Consider the following 24,959-nt stretch of genomic DNA (forward strand, 5'->3'; position numbering starts at 1 on the left):
AGGCCGCATCAGACGGCCACGGAGAGGAAACCCGTGACGCGCGACGCCAACGCCCTCATTGACCGGGCGAGAGTCATTATCGCCCCCGCCGACGCCGGCAAGGCCCAGCAGGCGCTCGACCGCGTGCTCGAGAAGGACACGGGCGCGCTCGCCGCTTTCCTCGCCGAAAGCCCGAAGGCGCGTGATCTGCTCTTCGGCGTCTTCGGCTCTTCGCCTTACCTCACCGACCTCGCGGCGCGCGACCCGGCGCGGCTCGCGGGCCTGCTCGCCGCCGACCCGAAGACGCGCGTCGCGGGGCTCGTCGGCGAGGCCCGAGGGCTCGAAACGGACGACGAAGCCGAGCTGATGCGGCGGCTGCGCCTCATCAAGCAGGAGGCGGCGCTCGTCATCGCCCTCGCCGACCTCTCCAAGGCCTGGGAGACGCTCGAGGCGACCGAAGCCCTGACTCGAATCGCCGACGCGACGCTTTCCGCCGCGATCCGCTTCACCCTGCGGCAGGCTCAGCACGCCGGCAAGCTGGAGCTCGCCGACCAGCGCGATCCCGAACGCGGCTCTGGCTGGATTTTCCTCGGCATGGGCAAGGGCGGCGCCTTTGAGCTGAACTATTCGTCCGACATCGACCTCATCGTCTTTTTCGACCGCGCCCGCGCCCGCGTCGCCGATCCGCTGGAGGACGTCGATCTCTTCGTGAAGCTCACCAAGCGAATAGTGAAAATCATGAGCGACGGGACGAGCGAGGGCTATGTGTTTCGCACCGATCTGCGGCTGCGGCCCGATCCCGGCGCGACGTCGATCGCCATCCCGCTCGAAGCGGCGCTCTCCTATTACGAAAGCATGGGCCAGAACTGGGAGCGCGCCGCTTTCATCAAGGCGCGCCCGGTCGCCGGCGACATTTACGCCGGCGAGCAATTCCTCGAAGAACTGGCGCCCTTCATCTGGCGCAAATATTTCGACTTCGCGGCCATCGCCGATGTCCATTCGATCAAGCGCCAGATCCACGCCCACAAGGGCCATGGCAAAATCGCCGTGCTCGGCCACAACATCAAATTGGGCCGCGGCGGCATTCGCGAGATCGAATTCTTCGTGCAGACGCAGCAGCTCATCACCGGCGGTCGCGACAAGCGCCTGCGCGGCCGCGCGACGCTCCCCATGCTCGATCAACTTGTGGATAGCGGCTGGGTGGAGGCGCGGGCGCGCGACGATCTGCGCGAGGCCTATCTCTTCCTGCGCGACGTCGAGCATCGCATCCAGATGGTCGCCGACGAGCAGAAGCACACGCTGCCTGAAACAGCCGAGGGCGTCGAGACCATCGCCCGCATGATGGGCTTTTCGGGGTTCGACGACTTCGCCGAGGCGCTGCTGAAGCGTCTCGATGTCGTGCAGGGCCATTACGCGCGCCTCTTCGAGAGCGCGCCGCAACTGTCGTCTACGGGCGGCAATCTGGTCTTCACCGGCGGCGACGACGATCCGGGCACGATCGAAACGCTCGCGCGGATGGGTTACAAGGACCCCAAGATGGTCACCGCGACCATTCGCGGCTGGCACTTCGGCCGCTACGCCGCGACGCGCTCGACGGTCGCGCGCGAGCGCCTCACCGAACTCACACCGTCGCTGCTCGAAGCCCTCGCCGCGACGGAAAACGCCGACCAGGCCTTCCTCGCCTTCGACAAGCTTATTCAGAAATTGCCGGCCGGCGTGCAGCTCTTCTCGCTGCTCGTTTCGCAGCCGCGCCTGCTGCAGCTCATCGCGGCGATCACCGGCTCGGCGCCGAAACTCTCGGCCACCATTTCGAGACGCCCGCGCGTGCTCGATGCGCTGATGGAGCCCGCCTTTTTCCAAAGCGTCCCGAGCGAGGACGACCTGCGCGCGCGGCTCGCCGCGCAATTTGCAGAGGCGCGCTCCTATGAGGACGCGCTCGACCGCGCCCGCATCTTCGGGCAGGAGCAGAAATTTCTCATCGGCGTGCGCGTGCTGACCGGCTCGGTGTCGGTGGCGGAGGCTGGGGCCGCCTATTCGCGCTTGGCGGAAACGCTCATCGCAGCCTTGTTCGACGTCGTCCGCCGCGAGTTCGAAAAGGTCCATGGGCGCATAGACGGCGGCGCGGCCGCGGTGGTCGCCATGGGCAAGCTCGGCGGCCGCGAGATGACCGCGGCTTCCGATCTCGATTTGATGCTCCTCTACGACGCCGACCCGCTCGCCGAGTCCGTCGGCGGCGAGCGCGCGCTTTATACGCCGCAATATTATGCGCGGCTGACGCAGCGGCTGATCACCGCGCTCTCGGCGCCGACGGCCGAGGGCCTTCTTTACGAGACCGACTTCCGCCTGCGGCCCTCCGGCAACAAGGGGCCGATCGCGGTGAGCCTCGCTTCTTTCGTCAGTTATCAGTCAGAAGAAGCCTGGACCTGGGAGCATATGGCGTTGACCCGCGCGCGCGTGATCGCCGGGCCGGCGGATTTCGCGGCGCGCGTCGAGGACGCGATCGTCGCGGCGCTGACCCTTCCGCGCAGCCCCGAGAAACTGAAGACGGACGCGCTCGCCATGCGCCGGCTCTTGGAGAAGGAGAAGGGGTCGACAAATCCCTGGGAGGTCAAGCAGGTCGCCGGCGGGCTGATCGACATCGAGTTTTTGGCCCAATATCTGATGCTTCTCCATGGCGCGGCGCGCCCGGAGGTCTTCTCGACCACGACGCCCGACGCGCTTGTCAGGCTCCGCGACGCACGCCTGCTCGATCCCGGCGCCGCCGAGGCGCTTCTTGCCGCCTATCGTCTGTATCAGGGCCTTCTGCAATTGCTGCGGCTCGCGATCGACGGCGCCTTCCAGCCGGCAGACGCGCCGCGCGGTCTGGCGGATCTCCTGCTGCGCGTCGGCGACTCTCCCAACCTCTCGCATCTCGAAGCGCTGTTGGCGGAGACGGAGAGGAAGACCCGGGAGATCTTCGTAACGGTCGTCGGCCCTGTGAAAGGCGCGGAAATGTCCGGCGGCAGGGAGTTGTCAGACGCTCGCCCGCGAGCATAGATACGCCCGGTTCGTCACGCAGGAACCTTTTTTCGCCGGCTGGCGGCGGTTTTTGGGGCGGTTCGCCTCTTTTTTGGAGCATCTCATGTCACATGCCCGCAAGAATGCGCGTTCCCTGACCCGAGCCACGTTCGGGACGATCGGCCTCGTCGTCCTGATGGCGAGCGCCGCGCCGGCGCAGGCAAAGGTTCTGGCCAAGGTCAACGGCGTCGAGATCACCGACGACGATTTGAAGATCGCTATCGAAGATCTGGGACCCGGCATTCCGCACCAGCTCCAGGGAAAGGCGCGCGACAGCTATGTGCTCGACTTCCTCATCGACGAGCAGCTCGTCGTGCAGAAGGCGCAGGCCGACAAGCTCGCCGAGACGCCGGATTTCGCCAAGAAAATGGCTTATCTGCGCGACAAGGCGCTGATGGAGACGCTGCTCGGCAATGTCGCCAAGGCGGCGGCCACCGACGCCGCGATCAAGGCGACCTATGACGAGGCCGCCAAGAACCAGAAGCCCGAAACCGAATATCACGCTCATCACATCCTCGTGCCGACCGAGGAGGAGGCGAAGAAGGCCCTGGCGCGCGTGAAGGGCGGCGAGGACTTCTCGAAGGTCGCCGGCGAAGTGTCGAAGGATCCGGGCTCCAAGGGCGGCGACCTCGGCTGGTTCACCAAGGACCGCATGGTGCCGGAATTCGGCGACGCCGCCGCCAAGATGAAGCCGGGCGAGATTTCCGAGCCGGTGAAGACCCAGTTCGGCTGGCACATCATCAAGCTCGACGAGTCGCGCCCGAAGGTCTTCCCGCCGCTGGATCAGATCAAGGATCAGGTCGCCCGCTATGTCGTGCAGAAGGCGCAGAGCGATCTCGTGATGAAGCTGCGCGAAGGCGCCAAGATCGAGCGCACGGAGCCGCCGGTCGACGCCGACAAGGCCGCTCCGGCGGCGCCCGCCGCCCCCGCCCCGAAGAAGTAACGAGAGAGTCGCGCCGGGGCCCGTCAGGCGCGCCGGCGCGTCGTCCGTCGCTTACGTCTCGTAGAAGGCGTTTCTCACAGCGTCGAGCGCGCCTCCGGGGTCGAAAATGGCCTCGGCGAATTTCGTCGACAGGACGTCGGCGCCGAAATATTTGGCGCCGAGACGCTTGAAGTAGCCGAACCGTCCCGAAATCATCGCGCTGAGGTCATTGTCGACGAGCACGTCGACCACGCGCGAGGCGCGGGCGTCGATCGCCGCCCTCAGCTGGCCGGAGACCGCGGGATTATCGAAGACTTGCGGGCGCGGCAGATTGGCGTCCCCGATGACGATTTCCTTCGTCAGTTCCGGCGTCAGCGGAATGATCGGCAAGCCGGGTTGCTCCCCCTCCGCCGTCCGATGCGTTCGCAAGGCGCCGCTGACGATATCCCGCACCAGCCATTTGTCGCGGCGCGCCTCGGGAAACTCGGCGAACAGCGGATTCGTGACCGGAAGCGAAAAATTCGCGCGGAAGAACGCCTGCGCGTTGCGTCGGCCGAGCAAATAATCGTGGTGGCGAAAGGAACGATGCAGAAAGCCGCCGAAGCCGCCGAGCACGCCACAGGCGATCGGATAGAGCTTGGATTCGGGGTTACGGTTGCGCGGACGCTCTGGCGCGATCATGTAGCGCGAGTAGACCCGTTCGTTCTCGGCGAGCATTAGCTCGTCCGGCTTGAAGCGCGCCTGGTCGATGAGCGTCGAGAAAAGCCGGGGCGCAACATCCACGATCCGCTCCCCGCGCCCCTCATAGGTTGTCTTCTGCAAATTTGGAAAGGGCGAGATCATGATCACGGAACGGTTGGCCCTCTCGGCGCTGCGCGCATTGCGCTCGCCGGGCCCCGCGAGATAACGCCGCACCAGTTCCAGCGGCTCATTGTCGATCGTGCCGCCGTCAGCAGAAACGAAGGCGTAAGGGTCGTTCGCCTTCACCCAGTCATCCGGAAAAACGGGCGAGAAGGCGTCGTCATTTTCGAGTCCCACGCGCAGGCTGCTCCAGTAATCAGCCGCCTTGCGCGAAATGAATCGCGGCGCGAGGCCGACCGGAAAGGCCCCCGTCGCCTTGGCGCCGGTGCGATAAAGATCCCAGTCCCCGGGGCCGGTCTGTCGGACGTCGAGCGCATAGGCCCCGGCCGCCGGCGCCGGTGAGACGCCGACCTTGAAATCGAGATAGTCGCCGTGATTGAGCATGCCGTAGCGACGCGGATCGTCCGAGCCAAAAAGCTGAAACGAATAGGGCACGCCCCGCAAATTGGTGAGCGTCAGGAAAACCCGCAAGGCGCGGTCGTCGCCGCGACCGACCCAATGGGCCTGACGCAGCGCGCCGGACAGGTTGAAAGCGTTGGCGACAATCTCGTCGATGACGTCGCAGCACAAAAGTGAGCGCACGCCCTTTTTCGACTGCGTTCCGTCGAGATCGGTCGTCTCCAGAAGCCGCAAAATGTCGATGTCGTGGACCCAGCTCGAGTAAAGGCGGTTGGCGGGCGGCTGCGGAAGCGGCTCGCCCGGCCAGACATGCTGGAGTTCGTGAAAGGCGTGCAGCGCGGCGATCGCCGCCGTCATGCCGCCGGCCGAGGCCCCGCCCATGATCGGGATGCGCACGTCATGGGTCGGGCCGTCCCAATCGGGCCGCGCCTTCGCCGCCTCATAGGCGTCGAGCGCTTCGATGAGAAAGTCGATGACGCCGGCCGAATAGGCGCCGGCCGAAATGGCGCCCGAAAGAACGACACCAATTTCATAGGTGGGTTTGGCCACTGATTTCTCCTCAAAACCGATTCTCGAAATACTCATCAAAACCGCGAGCGCGCGACATTGGTGTAACGCGCCCGCCTCAATCTTAGAACGCGCGCCAAGACATGTCTTGACGACGTTGGCCGGCCCCGCCAAACCCTTCTCGCAGCTGCGAACGTCTTCCTCGCCGCCTGCACGTGATTCAAGGGTTAAAGACATGGCTCACACCGCCCCGCTTTCTCCGCTCGCGCCGCAAACCCTCCCGGAGGTTCCGCCGCTCGAGGGCGTGCGCTTCGCCGCCGGCGCCGCAGGCGTGCGCTACGCCGGGCGCACCGACGTCATGCTGGCGGTTCTCGACGCCGGCGCAACGGTTGCGGGCGTCTTCACCAAATCCAAATGTCCCTCCGCGCCCGTCGACTGGTGCCGCGCCCGGCTCAAAGGCGGCAAGGCGAAGGCGCTGCTCGTCAATTCCGGCAACGCCAACGCCTTTACCGGCAAGGTCGGGGCCGACGCCGTGAAGCTCTCCGCCAAGATCGCCGCCGCCGCCACGGGCGCGAGCGAACGGCAGATTTTCATCGCCTCGACCGGCGTCATCGGCGAGCCGCTCGACGCGACGAAATTCGACGGCGTGCTGGAGAAGCTCGCCCACGAGGCGCGGCCGGACGCGTGGCTCGAGGCCGCCCGCGCCATCATGACGACGGACACCTTTCCAAAGCTCGCGACGCGCAAAGCGGTCATCTCGGGCGTCGACGTGACGATCAGCGGCATGGCCAAGGGCGCCGGCATGATCGCGCCCGACATGGCGACAATGCTCTCTTTCGTCTTCACCGACGCGCCCATCGCGGCGGACGCCTTGCAGGCGATGCTATCGAAGTCGGTGCAGGGCTCGTTCAATTCCATCACTGTCGACAGCGACACATCGACCTCGGATACGCTGCTGCTCTTCGCCACCGGCGCCGCCAAGAAACGCGGCGCGCCCAAGATCGACAAGGCGAACGACAAGCGCCTGGCCGACTTCAAGCGCGCGCTCGACGAAGTGCTGCTCGATCTCGCGCATCAGGTGGTGAAGGACGGCGAAGGCGCCCGCAAATTCGTCGAGGTGACCGTGACGGGGGCCGAAAACGCCAAAGCGGCCAAGCGTATCGCGCTCGCGATCGCCAATTCGCCGCTCGTCAAGACCGCCATCGCCGGCGAGGACGCCAATTGGGGCCGCGTCGTGATGGCGGTCGGCAAGGCCGGCGAACGCGCCGAACGCGACAAGCTCGCGATCTGGTTCGGCGGCGTGCGGGTCGCTCACAAGGGCCTGCGCGATCCCGCCTACAATGAGCAGGAAGTGTCGCAAATCATGAAGCGGCAGGAAATCGTCGTGAATGTCGACATCGGCCTCGGCGCCGGCGCCGCGACGGTATGGACCTGCGATTTGACCAAGGAATATGTCGCGATCAACGGCGACTATCGGAGCTGACGGACTCCCATCCCTCCCCCTTGCGGGGAGGGTGGCGCGCGAAGCGCGACGGGTGGGGAACGCCGGAAAGAAACAGCCGCGCCGTTGAGCGCCAAGCTGAGACTGTGCCATAGTGTCGACAGTCTCGCTGGAGCGTTTTGCGCATGTGTTTCGCGCGTCTCTTTTCCGTTGCTTTTCTTCCTATTGTCCTTGCCGCCTGCAATTCAGCGCCGGCGCCGCAAGTCAGTTTCGACCCAGCCGAGGCGGCCTTCATCAACAAGCCCGGAAAGACGACGATTACCGGACAGGCCTTCCTGCCCGACAAGACCGGCCATGTGAATGTCCGCTTTGCTTCCGGCGAGGTGGTACGGCTCATTCCCGCGACGCGCTATTCCCGGGCGCGGCTCGATTATTATTTCCACGGCGCGAAGTTCGCGCCGGCCCTATCCGTCCCCAAGAACGACCCCGATCCCGGCTATCTCTCCCATACGCGCGCGACCAAGGCCGGCTCTACGGGGCGCTTCGTTTTCGAAAATGTGCCGCCGGGCGACTATTTCCTCTCGACGCAGGTGATCTGGAAGCCGGACGGCGCCTTTCTGTCGGAGGGCGGCCTGATATATGAGGAAGTGACCGTCACCGGCGCGGAGACCAAGCCCGTGGAGGTCATCGTCTCCGGCAAATAAGGGCGCTCATGAAACTTCTTCTCGTCGTCGCCTGCGCGCTTGTCGACGCGGACAATCGCGTGCTGATCGCGCAGCGGCCCGAAGGCAAACAGCTCGCGGGGCTCTGGGAATTTCCCGGCGGCAAGCTCGATCCCGGCGAGCGGCCGGAAGAGGCGCTGATCCGCGAACTTGCGGAGGAGTTGAGCATCGCCGTGAAGGCCCCCTGCCTCGCGCCGCTCACCTTCGCGAGCCACGCCTATGACGACTTCCACCTGCTGATGCCGCTCTACGTTTGCCGCAAATGGGAGGGCTTCGTCGCGCCCACGGAAGGGCAGGCGGTGAAATGGGTGCGCGCGCGCGATCTGCGCCAATACGACATGCCGCCGGCCGACGCGCCGCTCGTCTCGCCGCTGATTGATCTGCTCGGATAGGCGGGCGCGACATCGACTCGTCATGTCGCCGCGGCTAGCATCGCGCCATGACCGAGAACGCTCGAACCCAAGCGGACTCCTCCGCCCACAGCCGTCGGGAGGACTATAAGCGCGGGAAGCGGCTGCGCGAGGCGACGCCCCGCGAAGCCTTGGCCGATTTTTGCCCGCCAGCGGACCGTGACCCGCTCGCCGTTATCGACACGACGCTCGGCGACCGGCTGGCGTCGTTGCGCGAGCTGCGGCTCAAGCTGATGGCCGAGTCGCCCTTCGCCTTCCTGCGTGGCGCCGCCGACGTCATGGCCTTCGACCTCGCCCACCAACGCGCGCCGGGCGTCACGGCGCAGGCCTGCGGCGACTGCCATCTGATGAATTTCGGCGCCTTCCTGTCGCCGGAGGGCAATGTGCTCTTCGACGTCAATGACTTCGACGAGACGCTGCCGCAGATCGACATTGTCTGCGACCTCCGTCGTCTGGCGGCGAGCGTCGCCGTCGCCGCGACGGACATGGGCTATTCGGCAGGGGAGGCGCGAAAATTCGCGCGGCGCGGCGTCAGGGCCTATCGGGAGCGCATGCTCGAGCTCGCCGTCATGTCCCCCATGGAAATCTGGAACGTGCGGGTGCGTCTGCGCGAACTTCTGAGATTTCTGAGCGACCGGGTTCTGCACGACAGGCTGAGCGCCGCGATCTATGCGGGCAAGGGTCCGCAGGACAGGATCGACGGCCTGCCGAAGATCGCGCGCACGCAGGACGGCTGGCGCTTCGTCGAGAAGCCCCCCAAACTTGTCCATCTCGACAAGATGAGCGACCCCGAGGCGCGCATCGATCTCGAGGCGCTGTTCGCGCGTCTCATCGCCGGCGGCCTTCAGGAGCCGGTCGCCACGCTTCTCAAACGCTACCGCCTCTGCGACACCGCCTTCAAGGCTGTCGGCGTCGGCAGCGTCGGGACATTTTGCGCCATCGGTCTGTTCATCTCGGAGGACGAGCAGCCCTTGGCGCTTCAGGTGAAAGAGGCCAAGGCTTCCGTGCTCGAGCGCTTCGGCTTCGCGCGCTGGCCGGGCTCCCAGGGCAAACGCGTGACGTCCGGTCAGCGCGTCATGCAGGCCGCAAGCGACATCTTCCTCGCGAGCGTCGACGATCCGGAAGCCGACGCGCGCTTCTACCTGCGCCATCTCAAGACGCGCCGTCTCGGCTCGATCTCGGAATTACTGAAGGATCAGGCCTTCCCGCGCTATGTGGAGCTCTGCGGCTATACGCTGGCGCGCGCCCATGCGCGGTCGTCCCGGCCGGCGCTGCTCGCCGGCTACATGGGCAAAGGCGAAGCCTTCGACGACGCGCTGGCGTCTTTCGCCATGCTTTATGCGCAGCAGACGCAGAATGATCTCGCTGTCTTCCGAACGGCCTACGGCGCCGCGTGAGCCTATTCGCGGATCATCGCGAAACTCGCGGGGATCGAGAGCGTCCAGACCAGCCCGTCGGGCGGAAAGCTCAAGGTCGCTTCGCCGTCGAGCGCCTGCGCGACGAGGCGCTTGACGACCTTGTGTCCGAAACCCTCGCGCGGCGGCGTGGCGAGCGCCGGCCCGCCGCTCTCGCGCCATTCGATGACGAGCCTGCCGTCCTCGAGGCCCCATTTGAGGGAAATCCCGCCTTCGGGGCGCGACAGCGCGCCATAGCTCAACGCGTTGGTTGCGAGTTCGTGCAGAGCGAGGCCGATGTTCTGCGCGGCCTCCGGCTTCAACATGAGTTTAGGCCCCTCGATCTCGGCGTGTTCGGCGACGTTGTCTTTGGCGACGTCGAGACAATAGGCCATTTGCGCGCGCACGAGATCGTGCATCGACGCGCCGCGCCAGTCCTGCGACACGAGCAGATCATGCGCCATCGAGAGCGCCTGCAATCGCGCGCTGAACTTGCGCTGGAAGTCCTCGACCGAGGGCGCGCCCGCAGCGGTCTGCCGCGACATGGCCTGCACGACGGCAAGAAGATTTTTCGAGCGATGCACCAGTTCGCGCAGCAGCACGCGCACGTGATGTTCGCGCATCTTGCGCTCGGTGATGTCGCGCGCGGTGCCGAGGATGCGCACGGCGCGTCCACCCTCGAAAAAGGTACGGCCGCGGATCGCCACCCAGCGCTCGATCCTGTCCTGCATGCCGATGACGCGATACTCGATTTCGTAATCGCCGTCCTGGCCGGGATCGAGCGCCAGGCCAACAGCCTCCTTGGTGCGGCGGCGGTCCTGCGGATGGAGCGCATTGCGAAAAACGTCGAAGTTTGGCTCCGTTTCGTCGTCGAGGCCCCATAGCTGACGCACGCGCGCGTCGATATGGACTTCGCCGGTGACGAGATTCCAATCCCAGACGCCGGTGCGCCCGGCGTCGAGCGCCAATTGCATGCGCTCCAGCGCATAGGCGGGATCGCGGCAAGCCTCGCAAGCTGCGGCGACAGGCGCCGGCGCGGCGCGCTTCTGGAGTGAGCTCGTTTCAGTCAAACTTCTGCTCTCCAGTCATGGACCGACACATACTAGACCGCGAGAGGCTGCGAAGGCAAAGCGCCCTTTGCGATCAGACATCCAGGAGCTCGGTGGCGAAAGCCGCCTTCTCCTGAATGAAGGCGAAGCGCGCTTCGGGTTTATTGCCCATGAGCCGCTCGACGCAATCGGCGACTTCTTCGCGTTCTTCCCCGAGCAGCACCACTTTGAGCAGCGTGCGCTTTGTCGGGTCCATGGTCGTCTCCTTGAGCTGCGCGGCGCTCATTTCGCCAAGGCCCTTGAAGCGGTTGGTCTCGACCTTTCCCTTGCCGGTCAACACTGTGCGAATGAGTTCGTCGCGATGGTCGTCGTCGCGGGCGTAGACGGTTTTTGGGCCCTGAGTCAGTTTGTAGAGCGGCGGCTGGGCGAGATAGAGATGGCCGTTCTCGATCAGCCGCGGCATCTGACGATAAAAGAAAGTGATGAGCAGCGAGGCGATATGCGCGCCGTCGACGTCGGCGTCGGTCATCACGATGACTTTCTCGTAGCGCAGGTCCTCGTCCCGGTAATGGGCGCCGAGCCCGCAGCCGAGAGCCTGGGTGAGATCCGCAAGCTGCTGATTGGCGAGGAGCTTGTCCTTCGTCGCCGAGGCGACGTTCAAGATCTTTCCGCGCAGCGGCAGCACCGCCTGCATGACGCGATTGCGCGCCTCCTTCGCGGAGCCGCCCGCCGAGTCGCCCTCGACGATGAAAAGCTCGGACCCTTGGGCGGAGTTGTTGGTGCAATCGACGAGCTTGCCGGGCAGCCGCAACTTGCGCGTCGCCGTCTTGCGGGCGATGTCCTTTTCGGCGCGGCGGCGCAGGCGCTCTTCCGCACGCGTCACCGCAAAATCGAGCAGCTTGTTGGCCTGGGTCGGCGCGGCGGCGAGCCAATGGTCGAAGGCGTCGCGCACGGCGCTCTCGACGATGCGCGAGGCTTCGACCGTCATCAGCCGGCTCTTGTTCTGGCCCTGAAATTCCGGCTCGCGAATGAAGACGGAGATCATCGCCGCGGCCTGACCCATGAGATCGTCGCCGGCGACGTCCTTGGCGCGCTTCGCCTGGTTGATGCGCTCGGCGTGATCTTTCAGCGCCTTCAGCAGGGCGTTGCGGAAACCCGCTTCGTGCGTGCCGCCGTCGGGCGTGGGGATCGTGTTGCAGTAGGAATGGACGAAGCCGTCATCCTCGGCGAACCAGGACACCGCCCATTCGAGCGAGCCATGGCCGCCCTCGCGAGTCACTTTGCCGACGAAGGGCTGGTCCGTGACGAGCTCCTTGCCGTGGATTTCACGGGCCAGGTAATCTTTGAGGCCGCCCGGGAAACGCAGCACCGCCTCGGCGGGCGTATCGGCGCCGGGCTCGATGAGCGAGGGGTCGCAGCGCCAGCGGATTTCGACGCCGCCGAACAGATAGGCCTTGGAGCGCGACATACGGAAAAGCCGCGCGGGCCGCCAATGGGCGCTCTCGCCGAAAATCTGCGCATCGGGCTTGAAGCGCACGCGCGTGCCGCGGCGGTTCGAAACCTTGCCCATCTCCTTCAGCTTGCCGAGCGCGTGGCCCCGCGAAAACTCCTGGCGGTAAAGCTGGCCGGCGATCGCCACCTCGACCTCGAGCTTTTCGGAAAGGGCGTTGACCACGGAAACGCCGACGCCATGCAGGCCGCCGGAGGTCTGATAGGCGCCCGAATCGAATTTGCCGCCGGCGTGAAGCACCGTCATCACGACTTCCAGCGCCGATTTGTCCTTCATCTTGGGGTGCGGCCCGACCGGAATGCCGCGGCCGTTGTCCGTTACGGTGAGCCAGCCGCCCGGCTCGAGCGTCACCTCGATGAAGCTCGCGTGGCCGGCGACGGCCTCGTCCATGGCGTTGTCGAGCACCTCGGCGAAGAGGTGGTGCATCGCCGTCTCGTCGGTGCCGCCGATATACATGCCGGGACGGCGGCGCACCGGCTCGAGCCCCTCCAGAACCTCGATGGAGGCGGCGGAATATTCGGACGTCGCGGGCTTTGCTGCGGGCTTGGTCGCGGGCGCCTTGCGGGGCGCGCCGCCGAAAAGATCAGGTTTGGTGGCCATGGCGCCATATTAGCGCGATTCGAGCGCGGAAATCAGCGGCTGCTCCGGGTCCCGCTTTTACGGAGAGCAAACCTTAACCCGCCTGCAAGCGCCCCAGACTTAATCTTTACCGCATGACCCAGCTTAACGTCCTGATCTGCGCCGATAACGCCTATGTCAACGGCGGACAGAACAAGGTTGCGCTCGAAAGCGCCCTCGGACTTGCGCAAGCGGGAGCGCGGGTGGTCTTTTTCGCCGCCTGCGGGCCCGTCGACCGCCGGCTCGCGGAGGCGGGAATCGAGGCCGTTTGCCTCGGCCAGAGCGACCTACTCGATAATCCCTCGCGTCTCGACGCGGCGCGGCAAGGGATGTGGAACGGCGTGGCGGCGCGGGCGCTCGGCGAGACTCTGGCGAGGCTGCCGCGCGCAAACACGATCGTCCATGTGCATGGCTGGGCGAAAGCGCTTTCCCCGTCGATCGCCGGGCCGATCCGGGCATCCGGCGTTCCGGCCGTCCTGACGATGCACGATTTCTTCCTCGATTGCCCCAACGGCGCTTTTTACAATTTCAGGCGGGAGGCCGCCTGCCCGCTTATCCCGCTGTCCGCCGCCTGCTGGGCGACCAATTGCGATTCCCGCAGTTACGCACACAAGTTGTGGCGCAATGCGCGGCTTCTTGTCGGCCGGCGTGTCACGCGCCTCGCCGAGACCTTTTCCGACTATGTGCTGCTGTCGGATCTGCAGGAAAAAGTCTCGAAGGGCTGCCTGCCTGCGGACGCCCGCGTCCACCGAGTCACCAACCCTGTGGAGGCCGAGCCGCTCGGCCACAAAAGCAATCCGACGGAGGGCGACTTCCTCTTCGTGGGCCGGCTGTCTCCCGAGAAAGGCGTCTTTCTCTTCGCCGAAGCGGCGCGGCGCGCGGGCGTGACGCCGGTTTTCATTGGCGACGGGCCGCTCGCCGCTGAGCTCGGCGCGCGCTTTCCGCAGGCGCGGCTTCTCGGCTGGCGCGCGCCGGCCGAGGTTCGCGCGGCGATGCGCGCGGCGCGGGCGCTCGTCTTCCCCTCGCTGTGGCACGAGACCTTCGGCCTCACGGCCTTCGAGGCCAAGGCCCTGGGAACGCCGGCCATCGTCGCGGACGGCTGCGCCGCGCGCGAGGCGGTGGAGCATGGCGTCACCGGCCTCTGGTTCAGAAGCGGCGACGTCGACTCGCTCGCCTCGGCGATCCGCGCGCTCGTCAATGACGCGACGATCGCCGAGATGTCGAAACGCGCCTATGGCTCCTATTGGGCCGCCCCGCCGACCCGGGCGCGCCATGTCGCGGAGACGCTGGCGGTTTATGAGAAGATGCTGGCGCCAATCGACGCGAGGGCGAAGCTGCGCTAAAGACCCCTGTAAATCACAGGGAACAGCTATGAATCGCATCGTCCTCGCGGGTGTCGCCGCTTTGCTCGCCGCTGCGCCGGCGCAGGCCGAGAAGCTGCGGCTCGCCCTGCAAAAGACTGGCACGACCGGCTGGGAGCTCGCGGTCGTGCGCGCCTTCGGGCTGGACAAGGAGGCCGGGCTCGACCTCGAGGTGACGGAGCTCGGCGCGCCGGAGGCCGGAAAGATCGCCCTCCAGGGCGGCTCCGCCGACATCATCGTCTCGGACTGGCTGTGGGTGGCGCGCGAGCGGGCGCAGGGCGCGCGGCTGACCCTTTATCCCTATTCGACGGGCGTCGGCGCGGTCATGACCAAAGACCCCGCCATCCGCGGGGTCAAGGATCTTCTCGGCAAGAAGCTCGGCGTCGCCGGCGGGCCGCTCGACAAGAGCTGGCTGATGCTGAAAGCCTTTGCTTTGAAGCAAGGCGTCGATCTCGAAAAAGGCGCGACGATCCTTTATGGCGCCCCGCCGCTCATCGCCGAAAAAGCAAGCCAGGGGGAAATCGACGCGGCGCTCGAATTCTGGAACTTCGCCGTCGATCTCGAGGCCAGGGGCTTCGCGCGCGCGATCGAAATCGCCGATGTCGAAAAGGCGCTCGGCGCCAAAGGCGACGTGGTCGTCACCGGCTATGTTTTCGGCGACGCCTTCGCCGCGAAAAACAAGGACACTCTGGCGCGTTTCTTCGCCATGACGGCGAAGGCCAAGGCGCTGATCGCAAGCGACGACACCGCCTGGGCGGCGGCTGCGCAGCGCATCGGGACGAAGGACCCCACGACCCTCGCGCTCTATCGCAAGCGCTATGTCGCGGCGATCCCGAGGCGCAGCGTCGCCGCGGAGGAGGCCGACGCCGCCCTGCTCTACCGCGTGCTCGCCGACATCGGCGGCGAGAAGCTGGTCGGCCCCGGCAAGACGCTCGATCCGGGAACCTTCTACAAGGGCGGCGACGGGCGTTGATCCGCCTCGCCTCGCTCGCGGCGCTCCTTGGCCTCTGGCAGATCGGCGCGTGGCTCTCCGATCCGCGCCGGCTCCCGGGTCCCTTCCTCGTCCTGGACACGATGATGGAGGAAGCCCGCTCCGGCGCCTTGTTCGCAAATCTCGCCGTCACGCTCGCCCGCGTCGTCGCCTCCTTCACGCTCGCCATGAGCCTGGGCGCGGCGATCGGCTATCTGATGGGCCGCAACAAGATCGCCGACCGCCTGCTCGATCCCTGGCTCGTGGCGCTTCTCAATCTGCCGGCGCTCGTCGTCATTGTGCTCGCCTATGTCTGGGCGGGGCTGACGGAAGCCGCGGCGATCGGAGCCGTGGCGCTCAACAAGCTGCCGAACGCCGTCGTCGTCATTCGCGAGGGCGCCCGCGCCCTCGATCCGCAACTCGAGGAGATGGCGCAGGCCTTCCGCTTTTCCCGCGCGGCGCGCCTCCGGCATCTCGTGCTGCCGCAGCTTGCGCCCTATGTCGCGGCGGCGACGCGCTCGGGCCTGTCGCTCGTGTGGAAAATCGTGCTCGTCGTGGAGCTGCTCGGCCGCTCGAACGGCGTCGGCTTCGAAATCAACATGGCGTTCCAGCTCTTCGACATGAAGCTGCTGCTCGCCTACGCTCTTCCCTTCGTCGCGCTGATGCTCGGCGTCGAAACGCTCCTGGTGCAGCCCCTTGAACAATATCTCGCCCGCTGGCGGCGCGGCGGCGCTCGACGTCGCCATAACCGCTAAGGATCATCATCGCGCCGGCGGCCCGCCGCTGCGCGCGCTGGAGAATTTCCGGCTCGTCCTGCCCAGGGGCGCAGCCGGCGCGGTCGTCGGCCCCTCCGGCTGCGGCAAAACGACCTTGCTGCGCCTCATCGCCGGCCTCGACCGGGATTTTACCGGCCGCATAACGCTGCCGGCGCATGGACGCCTCGGCATGGCGTTCCAGGAGCCGCGGCTGCTGCCCTGGCGGAGCATTCAGGATAATGTCGCCATTGCGGCGCCGGAGGCGACGTCGCAGGAGGTCGCCGCGCTACTCGACGAGCTCGGGCTCAGCGAGCACGCCACGCACTTCCCCGGCGAATTGTCGCTGGGCCTCGCCCGCCGCGCTGCGCTCGCCCGCGCCCTCGCCGTCAAACCCGATCTGCTGCTGCTCGACGAGCCGCTGGTCTCTCTCGACGCGGCGCTGGCGCGTGAACTGCGCGACAGGATCGCGGCGCTCATCGACGAGAAACGCATCACCACCCTGGTCGTGACGCATGATCTTGCCGAAGCCATCGCGCTTGCGGACAAAATCTTCCTGTTGTCGTCGCGGCCGGCCCATGTCCTGGCGACGCTCGACGTGCCGGCGCCACGCAAATTGACGAGAGTCGACGCCGAGGCGCTGCAGGCGCAGGCGCTGGAGACCCTGGCTTCAGCGCGGCGCTCCGCTCAGAAATGATGATGATGCAGGCTTTCGACGCCCGTGAGCTTTCCGAGGACGCTGGCGAGACTTGCGGCGCGTCTCGGCGGCGCGGCGACAGAATGAGCGTCGGAGGGAAAGATTTGGTAACGCCTACCAGTCGATATCGACGCCGCGATAGTCAACATAGCGGCGCGTATCCGAAAGCGTCAGGCCCTCGACCACCTTGATAATTCCTTCAGCGCTTTCCTCGACGCTGAGCGTCGCCCCCGGCCCGCCCATGTCGGTGCGCACCCAGCCCGGGTGCAGCGAAACGACGGCGACGCCAGACGGCCTCAACTCGTCGGCGAGACATTGGGCGAATTTGTTGAGCGCCGCTTTGGAGGCGCGATAGGCCGCGTTGACGGTTCCAGCGAGGGCCATGGAGCCGAGCACGCTCGACATCATTACGATGCGCGGACGTTCACCCAACCGGAGCTGAGGCAAGAAAGCCTGAGCGACGCGAAGCGGTCCGAGCGAATTGACCGAAAAAAGGTCGAGCGCGCCCGCAAAGTCCATGTCGAGCGCCGTCTGCCGCTTCGGTCCATAGGCGCCGGCGTTGGCGACCAGCACGTCGACCGGCTCCGTAACCTGCGCCGCCGCCGCCGATATCTGCGACTCGTCGCGCGTGTCGAAGCTGAGAAGCCGTCCGCGGTCCCCAAGGGGCGCCAGAGCCGTCGCGAGCGTCGCGCGTCCCCTTTCGCTCCGCACGCTGGCGGTGACGCGTTCGCCCTGCTTGGCGAGCCGCCGCGCCAGCTCCAGTCCAATGCCCCGGCTCGCGCCGGCGATCAGCCAATGCGCCATCTCTCGACCTCCTCCGCCGGGAGGTCATATAGCGCGGGGCGCGGCGTCCAGATCGGCGTTACATCGCCGCGTGCTGCGCCTCTTCCAGGCGGGCGACGCCGCTCTTCACCGCCGCCTGCACCTTTTCAAAGGCGCGGACCTCGATCTGCCGCACCCGCTCGCGGGAGACGCCAAACTCCTCGGAAAGCTGCTCCAGCGTCACCGGTTCGTCGGCGAGGCGGCGCGCCTCGAAGATGCGGCGCTCGCGCGGATTGAGGACGTCGAGGGCGCCGCGCAGCGCCTTCATCCGGTTGTTGCTCTCTTCCTGCGCGGCGAGCACGTGCTCCTGACTGTCGCTGTCGTCGACGAGCCAGTCCTGCCACTCGCCTTCGCCCTCCTCGCGCAGCGGCGCGTTCAGCGAGGCGTCGCCGCCCATGCGGCGGTTCATCTCGATGACGTCCTGCCGCGAGACGCCGAGCCGCGTCGCAATCGTCTCGACATGCTCGGGCTTGAGGTCGCCCTCCTCGAAGGCCGAAATGCGGCTCTTCGCCTTGCGCAGATTGAAGAACAGCTTCTTCTGGCTCGCCGTGGTGCCCATCTTCACGAGCGACCAGGAGCGCAGGATGTATTCTTGAATGGAGGCGCGGATCCACCACATCGCATAAGTGGCGAGGCGAAAGCCGCGGTCGGGCTCGAAGCGCTTGACGGCCTGCATCAGGCCGACGTTGCCTTCCGAAACGATCTCTCCGATCGGCAGGCCGTAGCCGCGATAGCCCATGGCGATCTTGGCGACGAGGCGCAGATGCGAGGTGATCAGCTCCTGGGCGGCTTTGGGGTCTTCGTGCTCGCGCCAGCGCTTGGCGAGCATATATTCCTGCTGGGGCTCCAGCATCGGGAAACGACGGATCTCGGCGAGGTAGCGGGCGAGGCCGCCTTCCGCGACGATGGGCAAGGAATTCGCCATATCTCCCCTCCTGACGGGCCCCCGGGCGACGGCGAGCCCGCAATGGTCGATCGCACGAGCGCCGATCGAAACGAGATTAGTATAGGCCGGAAATGGCGGCCGGGAAAATCGGTCGCGGGTGACAAGTCGCTAAAGTCGGGATTAAGATTCCGTAATATTTGGCCGGCCAACCGGCGGGAGATGTATGCGCCCCGGTGACGCCCGGGCTTTATTTGGCCATCCCGCCGAGCATGTTGCGCAAAATTTCCTTGGCGATCAGCCCGCCCTGCCTGGCGATCTGCGTCCCCGCCGAGCGGGCGGCGCTCTGCACGGCCGAGCGCATGGCGATTTCGGCAGGAGAGAGCCGCTTGCCCTTTTTCGAGCCGAAAAGCGTCCCGAGAACGCCGCCGAAAATGGTTCCGAACAAGCCGCCTCCGGCCTCTTTGCCCGCCGCGCGCCCCTCGAGCGTCTCATAGGCTGAGTCGCGGTCGACCGGCGCATCGTATTTGCCGGCGACTCTGCTCGACCGCATGACCGCCGCGCGCTCCGCCTCGCTCACCGGCCCGACGCGGGCGGCGGGCGGCGCGATCAGCACGCGGTCGACAATCTCCGGCGCGCCCTTGTCGCCGAGCATGGAGACGAGCGCCTCGCCGACGCCAAGATGCATGATCGCGTCGGCGGTGTCGAAAGCGGGGTTCTTGCGGAAGGTCTCGGCGGCCGCGCGCACCGCCTTCTGGTCCCGCGGCGTAAAGGCGCGCAGCGCGTGCTGAATGCGATTGCCGAGCTGGCCGAGCACCGTGTCCGGGACGTCGAGCGGATTCTGGGTCACGAAATAGACGCCGACGCCTTTCGAGCGAATGAGCCGCACCAGTTGCTCGATGGCGGAGAGCAGCGCTTTCGGCGTGTCCTCGAAGAGAAGATGCGCCTCGTCGAAAAAGAAGACGAGTTTCGGCTTGTCGAGGTCGCCGACCTCGGGGAGCGTCTCGAAGAGCTCGGAGAGCATCCACAAAAGAAAGGTTGCGTAAAGCTGCGGCGCGCGCATCAAGCGCTCGGCGGCGAGAATATTCACGACGCCGCGCCCGTCGCGATCGCTTGCGAAAAAATCGTTGATGTCCAGCGCCGGCTCGCCGAAGAACCTGTCGCCGCCCTGCGTCTCCAGCACGAGAAGCTGGCGCTGAATGGCGCCGACGCTCGCGGGCGATATATTGCCGTATTTGAGCTTGAAGGCGCCAGCGTTCTCGGCGATATGGTTGAGCGCCGCGCGCAGATCCTTGAGGTCGATGAGCAGAAGTCCCTGCTCGTCCATGACTTTGAAAACGATATTCAGAACGCCTTCCTGCGTCTCGTTGAGACCCAGAAGGCGCGACAACAGCAGCGGTCCCATCTCGGAGACGGTCGCGCGCACCATATGGCCCTGTTCGCCGAAAACGTCCCAGAAGACGACCGGGAAACGGTCGGGCTGATAGGCGAGGCCAATTTCCTCGGCGCGTTTCACGAAGGGCGGCTTGCCGTCTCCCGGCTGTGAAAGTCCGGCAAGATCGCCCTTGACATCGGCGAGGAAGACCGACGTTCCCGCATTGGAGAACCCTTCCGCGAGCAGTTGCAGCGAAACCGTCTTGCCGCCGCCTGTCGCGCCCGCGATGAGGCCGTGGCGATTGCCGAGCGCGAGCGTGAGATAGCGGTAGGCCCGCGGCTCGGCGCCATGCGTCGCGCCGACGAGAATCTTGCCCGGCTCGGCATTCGGACGTCGCTTTGCACTCTCTGTCATCGTCGCGCTTTGGGCTGGAATCACATCTCTCGGGGAGGCTACATCATTCTCATTCAAGCCGCATCCGGCCGCGGGGAGCGATGGCTTGGCGAACGCCGCCGGCCGGGCTAAATTCCGCGCCCGAGAGGAAGAGCCATGCGTCTGGTCTTGTCAGTGTCGGACTTCTGGCCGCAAGCGTTTGTACGCACGCGACCACCGGACAAACGGGGGAGTCCAGGACGCTCGAGCTTGCCGCCGCGGTCGATCTGGAGAACAAACGAGATCACGCCCCCGGGGGCAAGACGCCCGAGGCGGTCCGTCGGCAAGCTCCCTGCGCCGCTCGCGGCGCGCGGCGCGGCTCATCCGCCGCTTTCGGGCGGGCCGGGACGCGCTTGACGGCGAAGCGGCGACTTTAGCGACAGCGAACGCGTCCTCGACGACGAGACGCCAAATTCAAAAAAAGCCCCCGAAAACGGGCGGCCTTCAGGGAAACAGGAAACGGGGACATGGCCAAGGGCTCGGTTAAAGGCAACGGCAAAGCCGGCAAGCGCGGCGACAAAAACGCTGCAAACGGCCCAGCCGTTTCGAAGACCCTGCTCATCGGCGCAGGCGCTTTTTTCGCGCTGGTTTTCGGCGTCTTCGTCGCCGTCACCAGCAACACGACTCCCGCGCCGCCGGCCTCGGCGATCGGCGGGCCGTTCCAGCTCACGTCGCAAGCGGGCGAGCAGGTGAGCGAGAAAGATCTGCTGGGCAAGCCCTATCTCGTCTTCTTCGGCTATACGCACTGTCCCGACGTCTGTCACACGACGCTGTTCGAAATGTCCGAGATCATGCGCGCGCTCGGTCCCGAGGCGAAGATCGGCGGATTGTTCGTGACGGTCGATCCGGAGCGCGACACGCCCGAAGTCCTCAAGGAATATCTCGCCAATTTCGATTCGCGCATCATTGGCGTCACCGGGCCGCGGCCGCAGCTCGAACCCATGCTGCGTGAATACCGCATTTACGCGAAGCGCGCGCCGGGCAAGGAAGAGGACTACGCCGTCGATCACACGACGGTCGTCTATCTCATGGACAAGAACGGCCGCTTCGTGACCGCCTTCAACGTCAACCGCAAGCCGGAAGAAGCCGCCAAGGACCTGCAGCGTTATCTGTGACGCTGACGCAGCCCGTCGACCTGGCCAGACGAAAAAATTTATGTCTGTTGCGTTTTTCGAACTCGCGACTCGCGGCGGCTTTCGTTAGCATGTCGGGATGCTTCGACTTCTGCGTGACGGACCTTCCCGAGACGGTTCGTCTCTCATCACTCTCGAGCACGCCGGCGAGACGATTGTCGTCGCGCTGCGCCGCGCGACGACGGCGCGACGATTCACCTTGCGCGTGCGCTTCGCGGCGCGCGACGCCGTTCTCACCATGCCGAGCCGCGCTTCGCTTCGCGACGCGCGGGCCTTTGCCGAACGTCACGCCGCCTGGATCGCCACGCGGCTCAATCGTCTGCCGGCGACCACTCCGTTCGCGCATGGGTCGATCGTGCCGCTGCGCGGCGTGGATCATGCGCTCCTGCATGTGCCGCAGCGCCGCGGCACCGTGTGGACGGAGCAGCGCGACGACGTGGCGACGCGCGTCGCGCTTTGCGTCGCCGGACAGGCGGAGCACGTGCACCGCCGCGTACAGGATCACCTCAAGCGCGAAGCGCGCCGCGATCTCGAGAGCGCCGTCGCGCGTCATACGTCGACTCTGGGCCTGCCGCCGCGCGGCGTGGGGCTGCGCGATCCAGTGAGCCGTTGGGGCTCCTGCTCGTCTACCGGATCACTCAATTTCTCCTGGCGACTGATCATGGCGCCGCCCTATGTTCTGGATTATCTGGCGGCGCATGAAGTGGCGCATCTCATGCACCTCGACCATTCGCCGCGCTTCTGGGCGCTGGCGCGGCGCCTCTGCCCCGACACCGACCGGGCCGAAACCTGGCTCTCGACGCATGGGTCTCATCTGCACAAATACGGAGCCAAGGGATGAGCCTCGATCGGCGTCGCCTTATCGCCGCCACGGCGCTGTTTCCTTTCCTCATCGAAGCGGCGGCCGCTGAGACCGTCGCGCGGCCGAAGACCGGCAAGCGACTTCTCGTTCTCGACTTCGAGATTGTCGACACCTCCAACGAGCCCGCCGACCAGCGCGCCGATCACGCACGCCGCCTGGCTGCGGCGCGCGACGCCATCGCCGACGGCCTCGCCGGGCTCGGAACTTATGACGCCGTCGACCGCGCGCCCGTTCAGGCGGATCTCGACCGCATTTTGCAACAGACCTACATTCGCACCTGCAACGGCTGCGAGGTCGCGCTCGCCAGAAAGGCCGGCGCGGATCTCGTCATGACCGGGCTGGTCAACAAGGTCAGCACGCTGATTCTGAGCATGGGCGTCTCGATCACGCGCGCGTCATCTGGGGAGCTCATTTTCCATCAGGGCTTCGACTTCCGCGGCGACAACGACACGTCCTGGGCCCGCGCCGCGCAATTTTTCACCGAGCGGATCGCGCGCGATCCCGCCACATAGGGTGTCTGGATGAGTGAGAGCGGCAAGGCGACGGCGCCCGTTTTTCCCCGCGCGCGCGGCGCGCTGCTCGACGCGTTGATCACGCGGACGCAGGCCCTGCCGCCGATTCGCATGGGCGTCGTGCATCCTTGCGACCGGCCCTCGCTCGAAGGCGCCCTCGCTGCGCGCGACAAGGGCCTGATCGTGCCGACGCTCATTGGTCCCTGCAAGAAGATGGAGGCCGCCGCCCGGCAGATCGGCGTCTCGCTCGAGGACATCGACATCGTCGAGGCGCCGCACAGCCATGCGGCGGCGGATCAAGCGGTCGAGATGGCGCGCCGGGGCAAGCTGCATGCGCTGATGAAAGGCGCGCTGCACACGGACGAACTCATGTCCGCCGTGGTGCGCGAAGGGACCGGCCTGCGCACCGATCGGCGCATCAGCCATGTCTTCGTCATCGACGCGCCGACCTATCACAAGCTGCTGCTCGTCACCGACGCGGCGATCAATATTCTGCCGGCGCTCGAGGTCAAGCGCGACATCGTCCGCAACGCCGTCGACCTCGCCCATGCAATCGGTCTCGCCCGCCCCAAGGTCGCCCTGCTCTCCGCGGTGGAGACCGTCGAGCCGAAAATCCCTTCGACGGTGGAGGCCGCCGCTTTGTGCAAGATGGCGGATCGCGGCCAGATCGAGGGGGCGATCCTCGATGGGCCGCTCGCCTTCGACAACGCCATTTCGCGCGAGGCGGCGGACGCCAAGCAGATCGCCTCGCAGGTCGCGGGCGACCCGGACATCCTCGTCGCCCCGGATCTCGAAGCCGGCAATATTCTGGCCAAGCAGCTTGTTTTTCTGGCCGGAGCCGACACGGCCGGGATCGTGCTCGGCGCCCGCGTTCCCATCGTCTTGACGAGCCGCGCCGACGACGTCGCCTCGCGCGTCGCCTCCTCGGCCCTGGCCCAGCTCTTTACCCATCGTCCCCGACCCACGCCCTAGCCGCCTCGACAGAAGCGCCCGCGCGTGGCAGAACCCCGACGGACCGACAGATTTCCCGGCGGGGACCCTTCCTTCCGCCCTCATGCTGAGGAGGCTTCAAAGCCGTCTCGACGCGGGGGCGACGAAAGGGAGTCGCACGCTCGTCTCCCTCGTCCTTCGAGACGCCCGCTGACGCGGGCTCCTCAGGATGAGGGAGACGAGCGTGACCCGCCCACCCTAGACAATCGACATGACCGACATCGCCAGACTCGAAGAAGAAACGCTGCGCCAGATCAACGAGGCCGCCGACGAGCCGGCGCTCGAAGCCGTGCGCGTCGCCGCCCTCGGCAAGAAGGGCGCGATCTCGGCGCTGCTCGCCACCCTCGGCAAAATGGCGCCGGAGGATCGAAAGACCGAGGGCGCCAAGATCAATGCGCTCAAGGACAAGGCGACCGAGGCGCTCGCCGCCCGCCGCGCCGCGCTCGCCGAGGCCGCGCTCGAGGCGCGTCTGAAGGCCGAGACGCTCGACGTGACGCTTCCGGCCGCGGCCAGCCCGCTCGAGCGCGGCCGCATTCACCCGATCTCACAGGTGATGGACGAGCTTGCGATTATCTTCGCCGACATGGGCTTCGCCGTAGCCGAAGGCCCGGACATCGAAAGCGACGACTATAATTTCACCAGGCTCAACTTCCCCGAGGGCCACCCCGCCCGGGAGATGCAGGACACCTTCTTCCTCGCGCCGGAGGCGGGCGAAAAGAAGCTGCTGCGCACCCATACGAGCCCGGTGCAGGTGCGCACCATGCTCGCGCAAAAGCCGCCGATCCGCGTGATCTGTCCGGGCCGCGTCTATCGCTGCGACTTCGATCAGACCCATACGCCGATGTTTCACCAGATCGAGGGGCTGGTCATCGACCAGTCGACCCATCTCGGCCATCTGAAATGGGTGCTCGAGGAGTTTTTGAAGAGCTTCTTCGAGGTCAAGGGCGTCAAACTGCGCTTCCGCCCCTCCTTCTTTCCCTTCACCGAGCCGTCGATGGAGGTCGACGTGCAGTGCCGGCGTCAGGGCGGCGAAATCCGCTTCGGCGAGGGCGAGGACTGGATGGAGATTCTGGGCTGCGGCATGGTGCATCCCAATGTGCTGCGGAACTGCGGGCACGATCCGGACGTCTATCAGGGCTTCGCCTTCGGCGTCGGCATCGATCGTCTCGCCATGCTGAAATACGGCATGTCCGATTTGCGCGCCTTCTTCGACGCCGACACGCGCTGGCTGGAGCATTACGGCTTCCACCCGCTCGATTTCCCGACGCTGGCGGGCGGATTGAGCAGCTAGCTGGAGAGCG

General features: G+C 66.1%; 21 protein-coding genes. 15 read left to right on the forward strand and 6 right to left on the reverse strand.

All coding sequences use genetic code 11. From position 1 onward, the window contains the following. The first annotated feature begins 33 nt into the window (after positions 1 to 33). Positions 34 to 3,015: a bifunctional [glutamine synthetase] adenylyltransferase/[glutamine synthetase]-adenylyl-L-tyrosine phosphorylase gene (locus ACETII_RS04490; protein WP_472787276.1), complete on the forward strand. Its 2,982-nt coding sequence runs from the start codon at positions 34 to 36 to the stop codon at positions 3,013 to 3,015. Positions 3,016 to 3,100: 85 nt separating this feature from the next. Then, a complete protein-coding gene (locus ACETII_RS04495) occupies positions 3,101 to 3,979 on the forward strand; it encodes a peptidylprolyl isomerase (protein WP_363349713.1) in 879 nt (292 codons plus the stop codon). A 51-nt stretch (positions 3,980 to 4,030) separates the two neighbouring features. Here ACETII_RS04495 and ACETII_RS04500 read toward each other — a convergent pair whose 3' ends face one another. Beyond that, positions 4,031 to 5,767: a patatin-like phospholipase domain-containing protein gene (locus ACETII_RS04500; protein ID WP_472787277.1), complete on the reverse strand. Its 1,737-nt coding sequence runs from the start codon at positions 5,765 to 5,767 to the stop codon at positions 4,031 to 4,033. Positions 5,768 to 5,960: 193 nt separating this feature from the next. On the opposite strand from ACETII_RS04500, the gene argJ reads away from it, so the two are divergent. The 4 genes from argJ to ACETII_RS04520 all read left to right on the forward strand — a co-directional run bounded on the left by argJ (position 5,961) and on the right by ACETII_RS04520 (position 9,695). Further along, positions 5,961 to 7,208, forward strand: coding sequence for a bifunctional glutamate N-acetyltransferase/amino-acid acetyltransferase ArgJ (gene argJ / locus ACETII_RS04505; protein WP_472787278.1), 1,248 nt, complete (start codon positions 5,961 to 5,963; stop codon positions 7,206 to 7,208). A gap of 143 nt (positions 7,209 to 7,351) precedes the next feature. Continuing rightward, positions 7,352 to 7,870, forward strand: a complete 519-nt coding sequence (locus ACETII_RS04510) for a carboxypeptidase regulatory-like domain-containing protein (protein ID WP_472787279.1) — start codon at positions 7,352 to 7,354, stop codon at positions 7,868 to 7,870. 8 nt (positions 7,871 to 7,878) lie between these two features. After that, positions 7,879 to 8,280, forward strand: coding sequence for a (deoxy)nucleoside triphosphate pyrophosphohydrolase (locus tag ACETII_RS04515; RefSeq protein ID WP_363349717.1), 402 nt, complete (start codon positions 7,879 to 7,881; stop codon positions 8,278 to 8,280). 47 nt (positions 8,281 to 8,327) lie between these two features. Next, positions 8,328 to 9,695 carry a DUF2252 domain-containing protein gene (locus ACETII_RS04520; protein ID WP_472787280.1) on the forward strand — a complete coding sequence of 456 codons (1,368 nt, stop codon included), beginning with the start codon at positions 8,328 to 8,330 and terminating at the stop codon, positions 9,693 to 9,695. A 2-nt stretch (positions 9,696 to 9,697) separates the two neighbouring features. Here the strand turns inward: ACETII_RS04520 and ACETII_RS04525 are convergent, their stop codons facing one another. Beyond that, positions 9,698 to 10,762 carry a sensor histidine kinase gene (locus ACETII_RS04525; protein WP_363349719.1) on the reverse strand — a complete coding sequence of 355 codons (1,065 nt, stop codon included), beginning with the start codon at positions 10,760 to 10,762 and terminating at the stop codon, positions 9,698 to 9,700. 73 nt (positions 10,763 to 10,835) lie between these two features. Then, complete coding sequence (gene parE, locus ACETII_RS04530) at positions 10,836 to 12,851, reverse strand: DNA topoisomerase IV subunit B (protein ID WP_472787281.1); 2,016 nt, start codon at positions 12,849 to 12,851, stop codon at positions 10,836 to 10,838. Between the two features lie 113 nt (positions 12,852 to 12,964). On the opposite strand from parE, the gene ACETII_RS04535 reads away from it, so the two are divergent. The 4 genes from ACETII_RS04535 to ACETII_RS04550 are packed head-to-tail and all read left to right on the forward strand — an operon-like array spanning position 12,965 to position 16,649. Beyond that, positions 12,965 to 14,212, forward strand: a complete 1,248-nt coding sequence (locus ACETII_RS04535; RefSeq protein WP_472787282.1) for a glycosyltransferase family 4 protein — start codon at positions 12,965 to 12,967, stop codon at positions 14,210 to 14,212. A 28-nt stretch (positions 14,213 to 14,240) separates the two neighbouring features. Further along, the gene (locus tag ACETII_RS04540; RefSeq protein WP_472787283.1) at positions 14,241 to 15,203 is read left to right on the forward strand and encodes an ABC transporter substrate-binding protein; all 963 of its coding nucleotides are present in this window, start codon (positions 14,241 to 14,243) and stop codon (positions 15,201 to 15,203) included. Next, positions 15,200 to 15,955, forward strand: a complete 756-nt coding sequence (locus ACETII_RS04545; protein ID WP_472787284.1) for an ABC transporter permease — start codon at positions 15,200 to 15,202, stop codon at positions 15,953 to 15,955. The genes ACETII_RS04540 and ACETII_RS04545 overlap by 4 nt, the downstream gene beginning before the upstream one ends. Next, complete coding sequence (locus ACETII_RS04550) at positions 15,897 to 16,649, forward strand: ATP-binding cassette domain-containing protein (RefSeq protein WP_472787285.1); 753 nt, start codon at positions 15,897 to 15,899, stop codon at positions 16,647 to 16,649. The genes ACETII_RS04545 and ACETII_RS04550 overlap by 59 nt, the downstream gene beginning before the upstream one ends. Before the next feature lie 114 nt (positions 16,650 to 16,763). On the opposite strand, the gene ACETII_RS04555 is transcribed toward ACETII_RS04550, so the two are convergent. The 3 genes from ACETII_RS04555 to ACETII_RS04565 form a co-directional block, all read right to left on the reverse strand. Next, on the reverse strand, positions 16,764 to 17,453 hold the full coding sequence (locus tag ACETII_RS04555; RefSeq protein WP_472787286.1) for an SDR family oxidoreductase: 690 nt from the start codon (positions 17,451 to 17,453) through the stop codon (positions 16,764 to 16,766). Between the two features lie 58 nt (positions 17,454 to 17,511). Beyond that, a complete protein-coding gene (gene rpoH / locus ACETII_RS04560) occupies positions 17,512 to 18,396 on the reverse strand; it encodes an RNA polymerase sigma factor RpoH (RefSeq protein WP_472787287.1) in 885 nt (294 codons plus the stop codon). Between the two features lie 208 nt (positions 18,397 to 18,604). After that, positions 18,605 to 20,143 (reverse strand): helicase HerA-like domain-containing protein, encoded by a 1,539-nt coding sequence (locus tag ACETII_RS04565; RefSeq protein ID WP_472787288.1) that lies wholly within the window; start codon positions 20,141 to 20,143, stop codon positions 18,605 to 18,607. Positions 20,144 to 20,628: 485 nt separating this feature from the next. On the opposite strand from ACETII_RS04565, the gene ACETII_RS04570 reads away from it, so the two are divergent. The 5 genes from ACETII_RS04570 (at position 20,629) to pheS (ending at position 24,949) form a co-directional block, all read left to right on the forward strand. Continuing rightward, a complete protein-coding gene (locus tag ACETII_RS04570) occupies positions 20,629 to 21,276 on the forward strand; it encodes an SCO family protein (RefSeq protein ID WP_363349729.1) in 648 nt (215 codons plus the stop codon). Positions 21,277 to 21,373: 97 nt separating this feature from the next. Then, positions 21,374 to 22,135 carry a M48 family metallopeptidase gene (locus ACETII_RS04575; protein WP_472787289.1) on the forward strand — a complete coding sequence of 254 codons (762 nt, stop codon included), beginning with the start codon at positions 21,374 to 21,376 and terminating at the stop codon, positions 22,133 to 22,135. Continuing rightward, the gene (locus ACETII_RS04580) at positions 22,132 to 22,668 is read left to right on the forward strand and encodes a DUF3280 domain-containing protein (RefSeq protein WP_472787290.1); all 537 of its coding nucleotides are present in this window, start codon (positions 22,132 to 22,134) and stop codon (positions 22,666 to 22,668) included. The genes ACETII_RS04575 and ACETII_RS04580 overlap by 4 nt, the downstream gene beginning before the upstream one ends. A gap of 9 nt (positions 22,669 to 22,677) precedes the next feature. After that, positions 22,678 to 23,640, forward strand: coding sequence for a bifunctional enoyl-CoA hydratase/phosphate acetyltransferase (locus ACETII_RS04585; protein ID WP_472787291.1), 963 nt, complete (start codon positions 22,678 to 22,680; stop codon positions 23,638 to 23,640). A 229-nt stretch (positions 23,641 to 23,869) separates the two neighbouring features. Next, on the forward strand, positions 23,870 to 24,949 hold the full coding sequence (gene pheS / locus ACETII_RS04590) for a phenylalanine--tRNA ligase subunit alpha (RefSeq protein WP_472787292.1): 1,080 nt from the start codon (positions 23,870 to 23,872) through the stop codon (positions 24,947 to 24,949). Positions 24,950 to 24,959 lie beyond the last annotated feature (10 nt).

This window comes from Methylocystis sp. NC52PC (assembly GCF_055698645.1).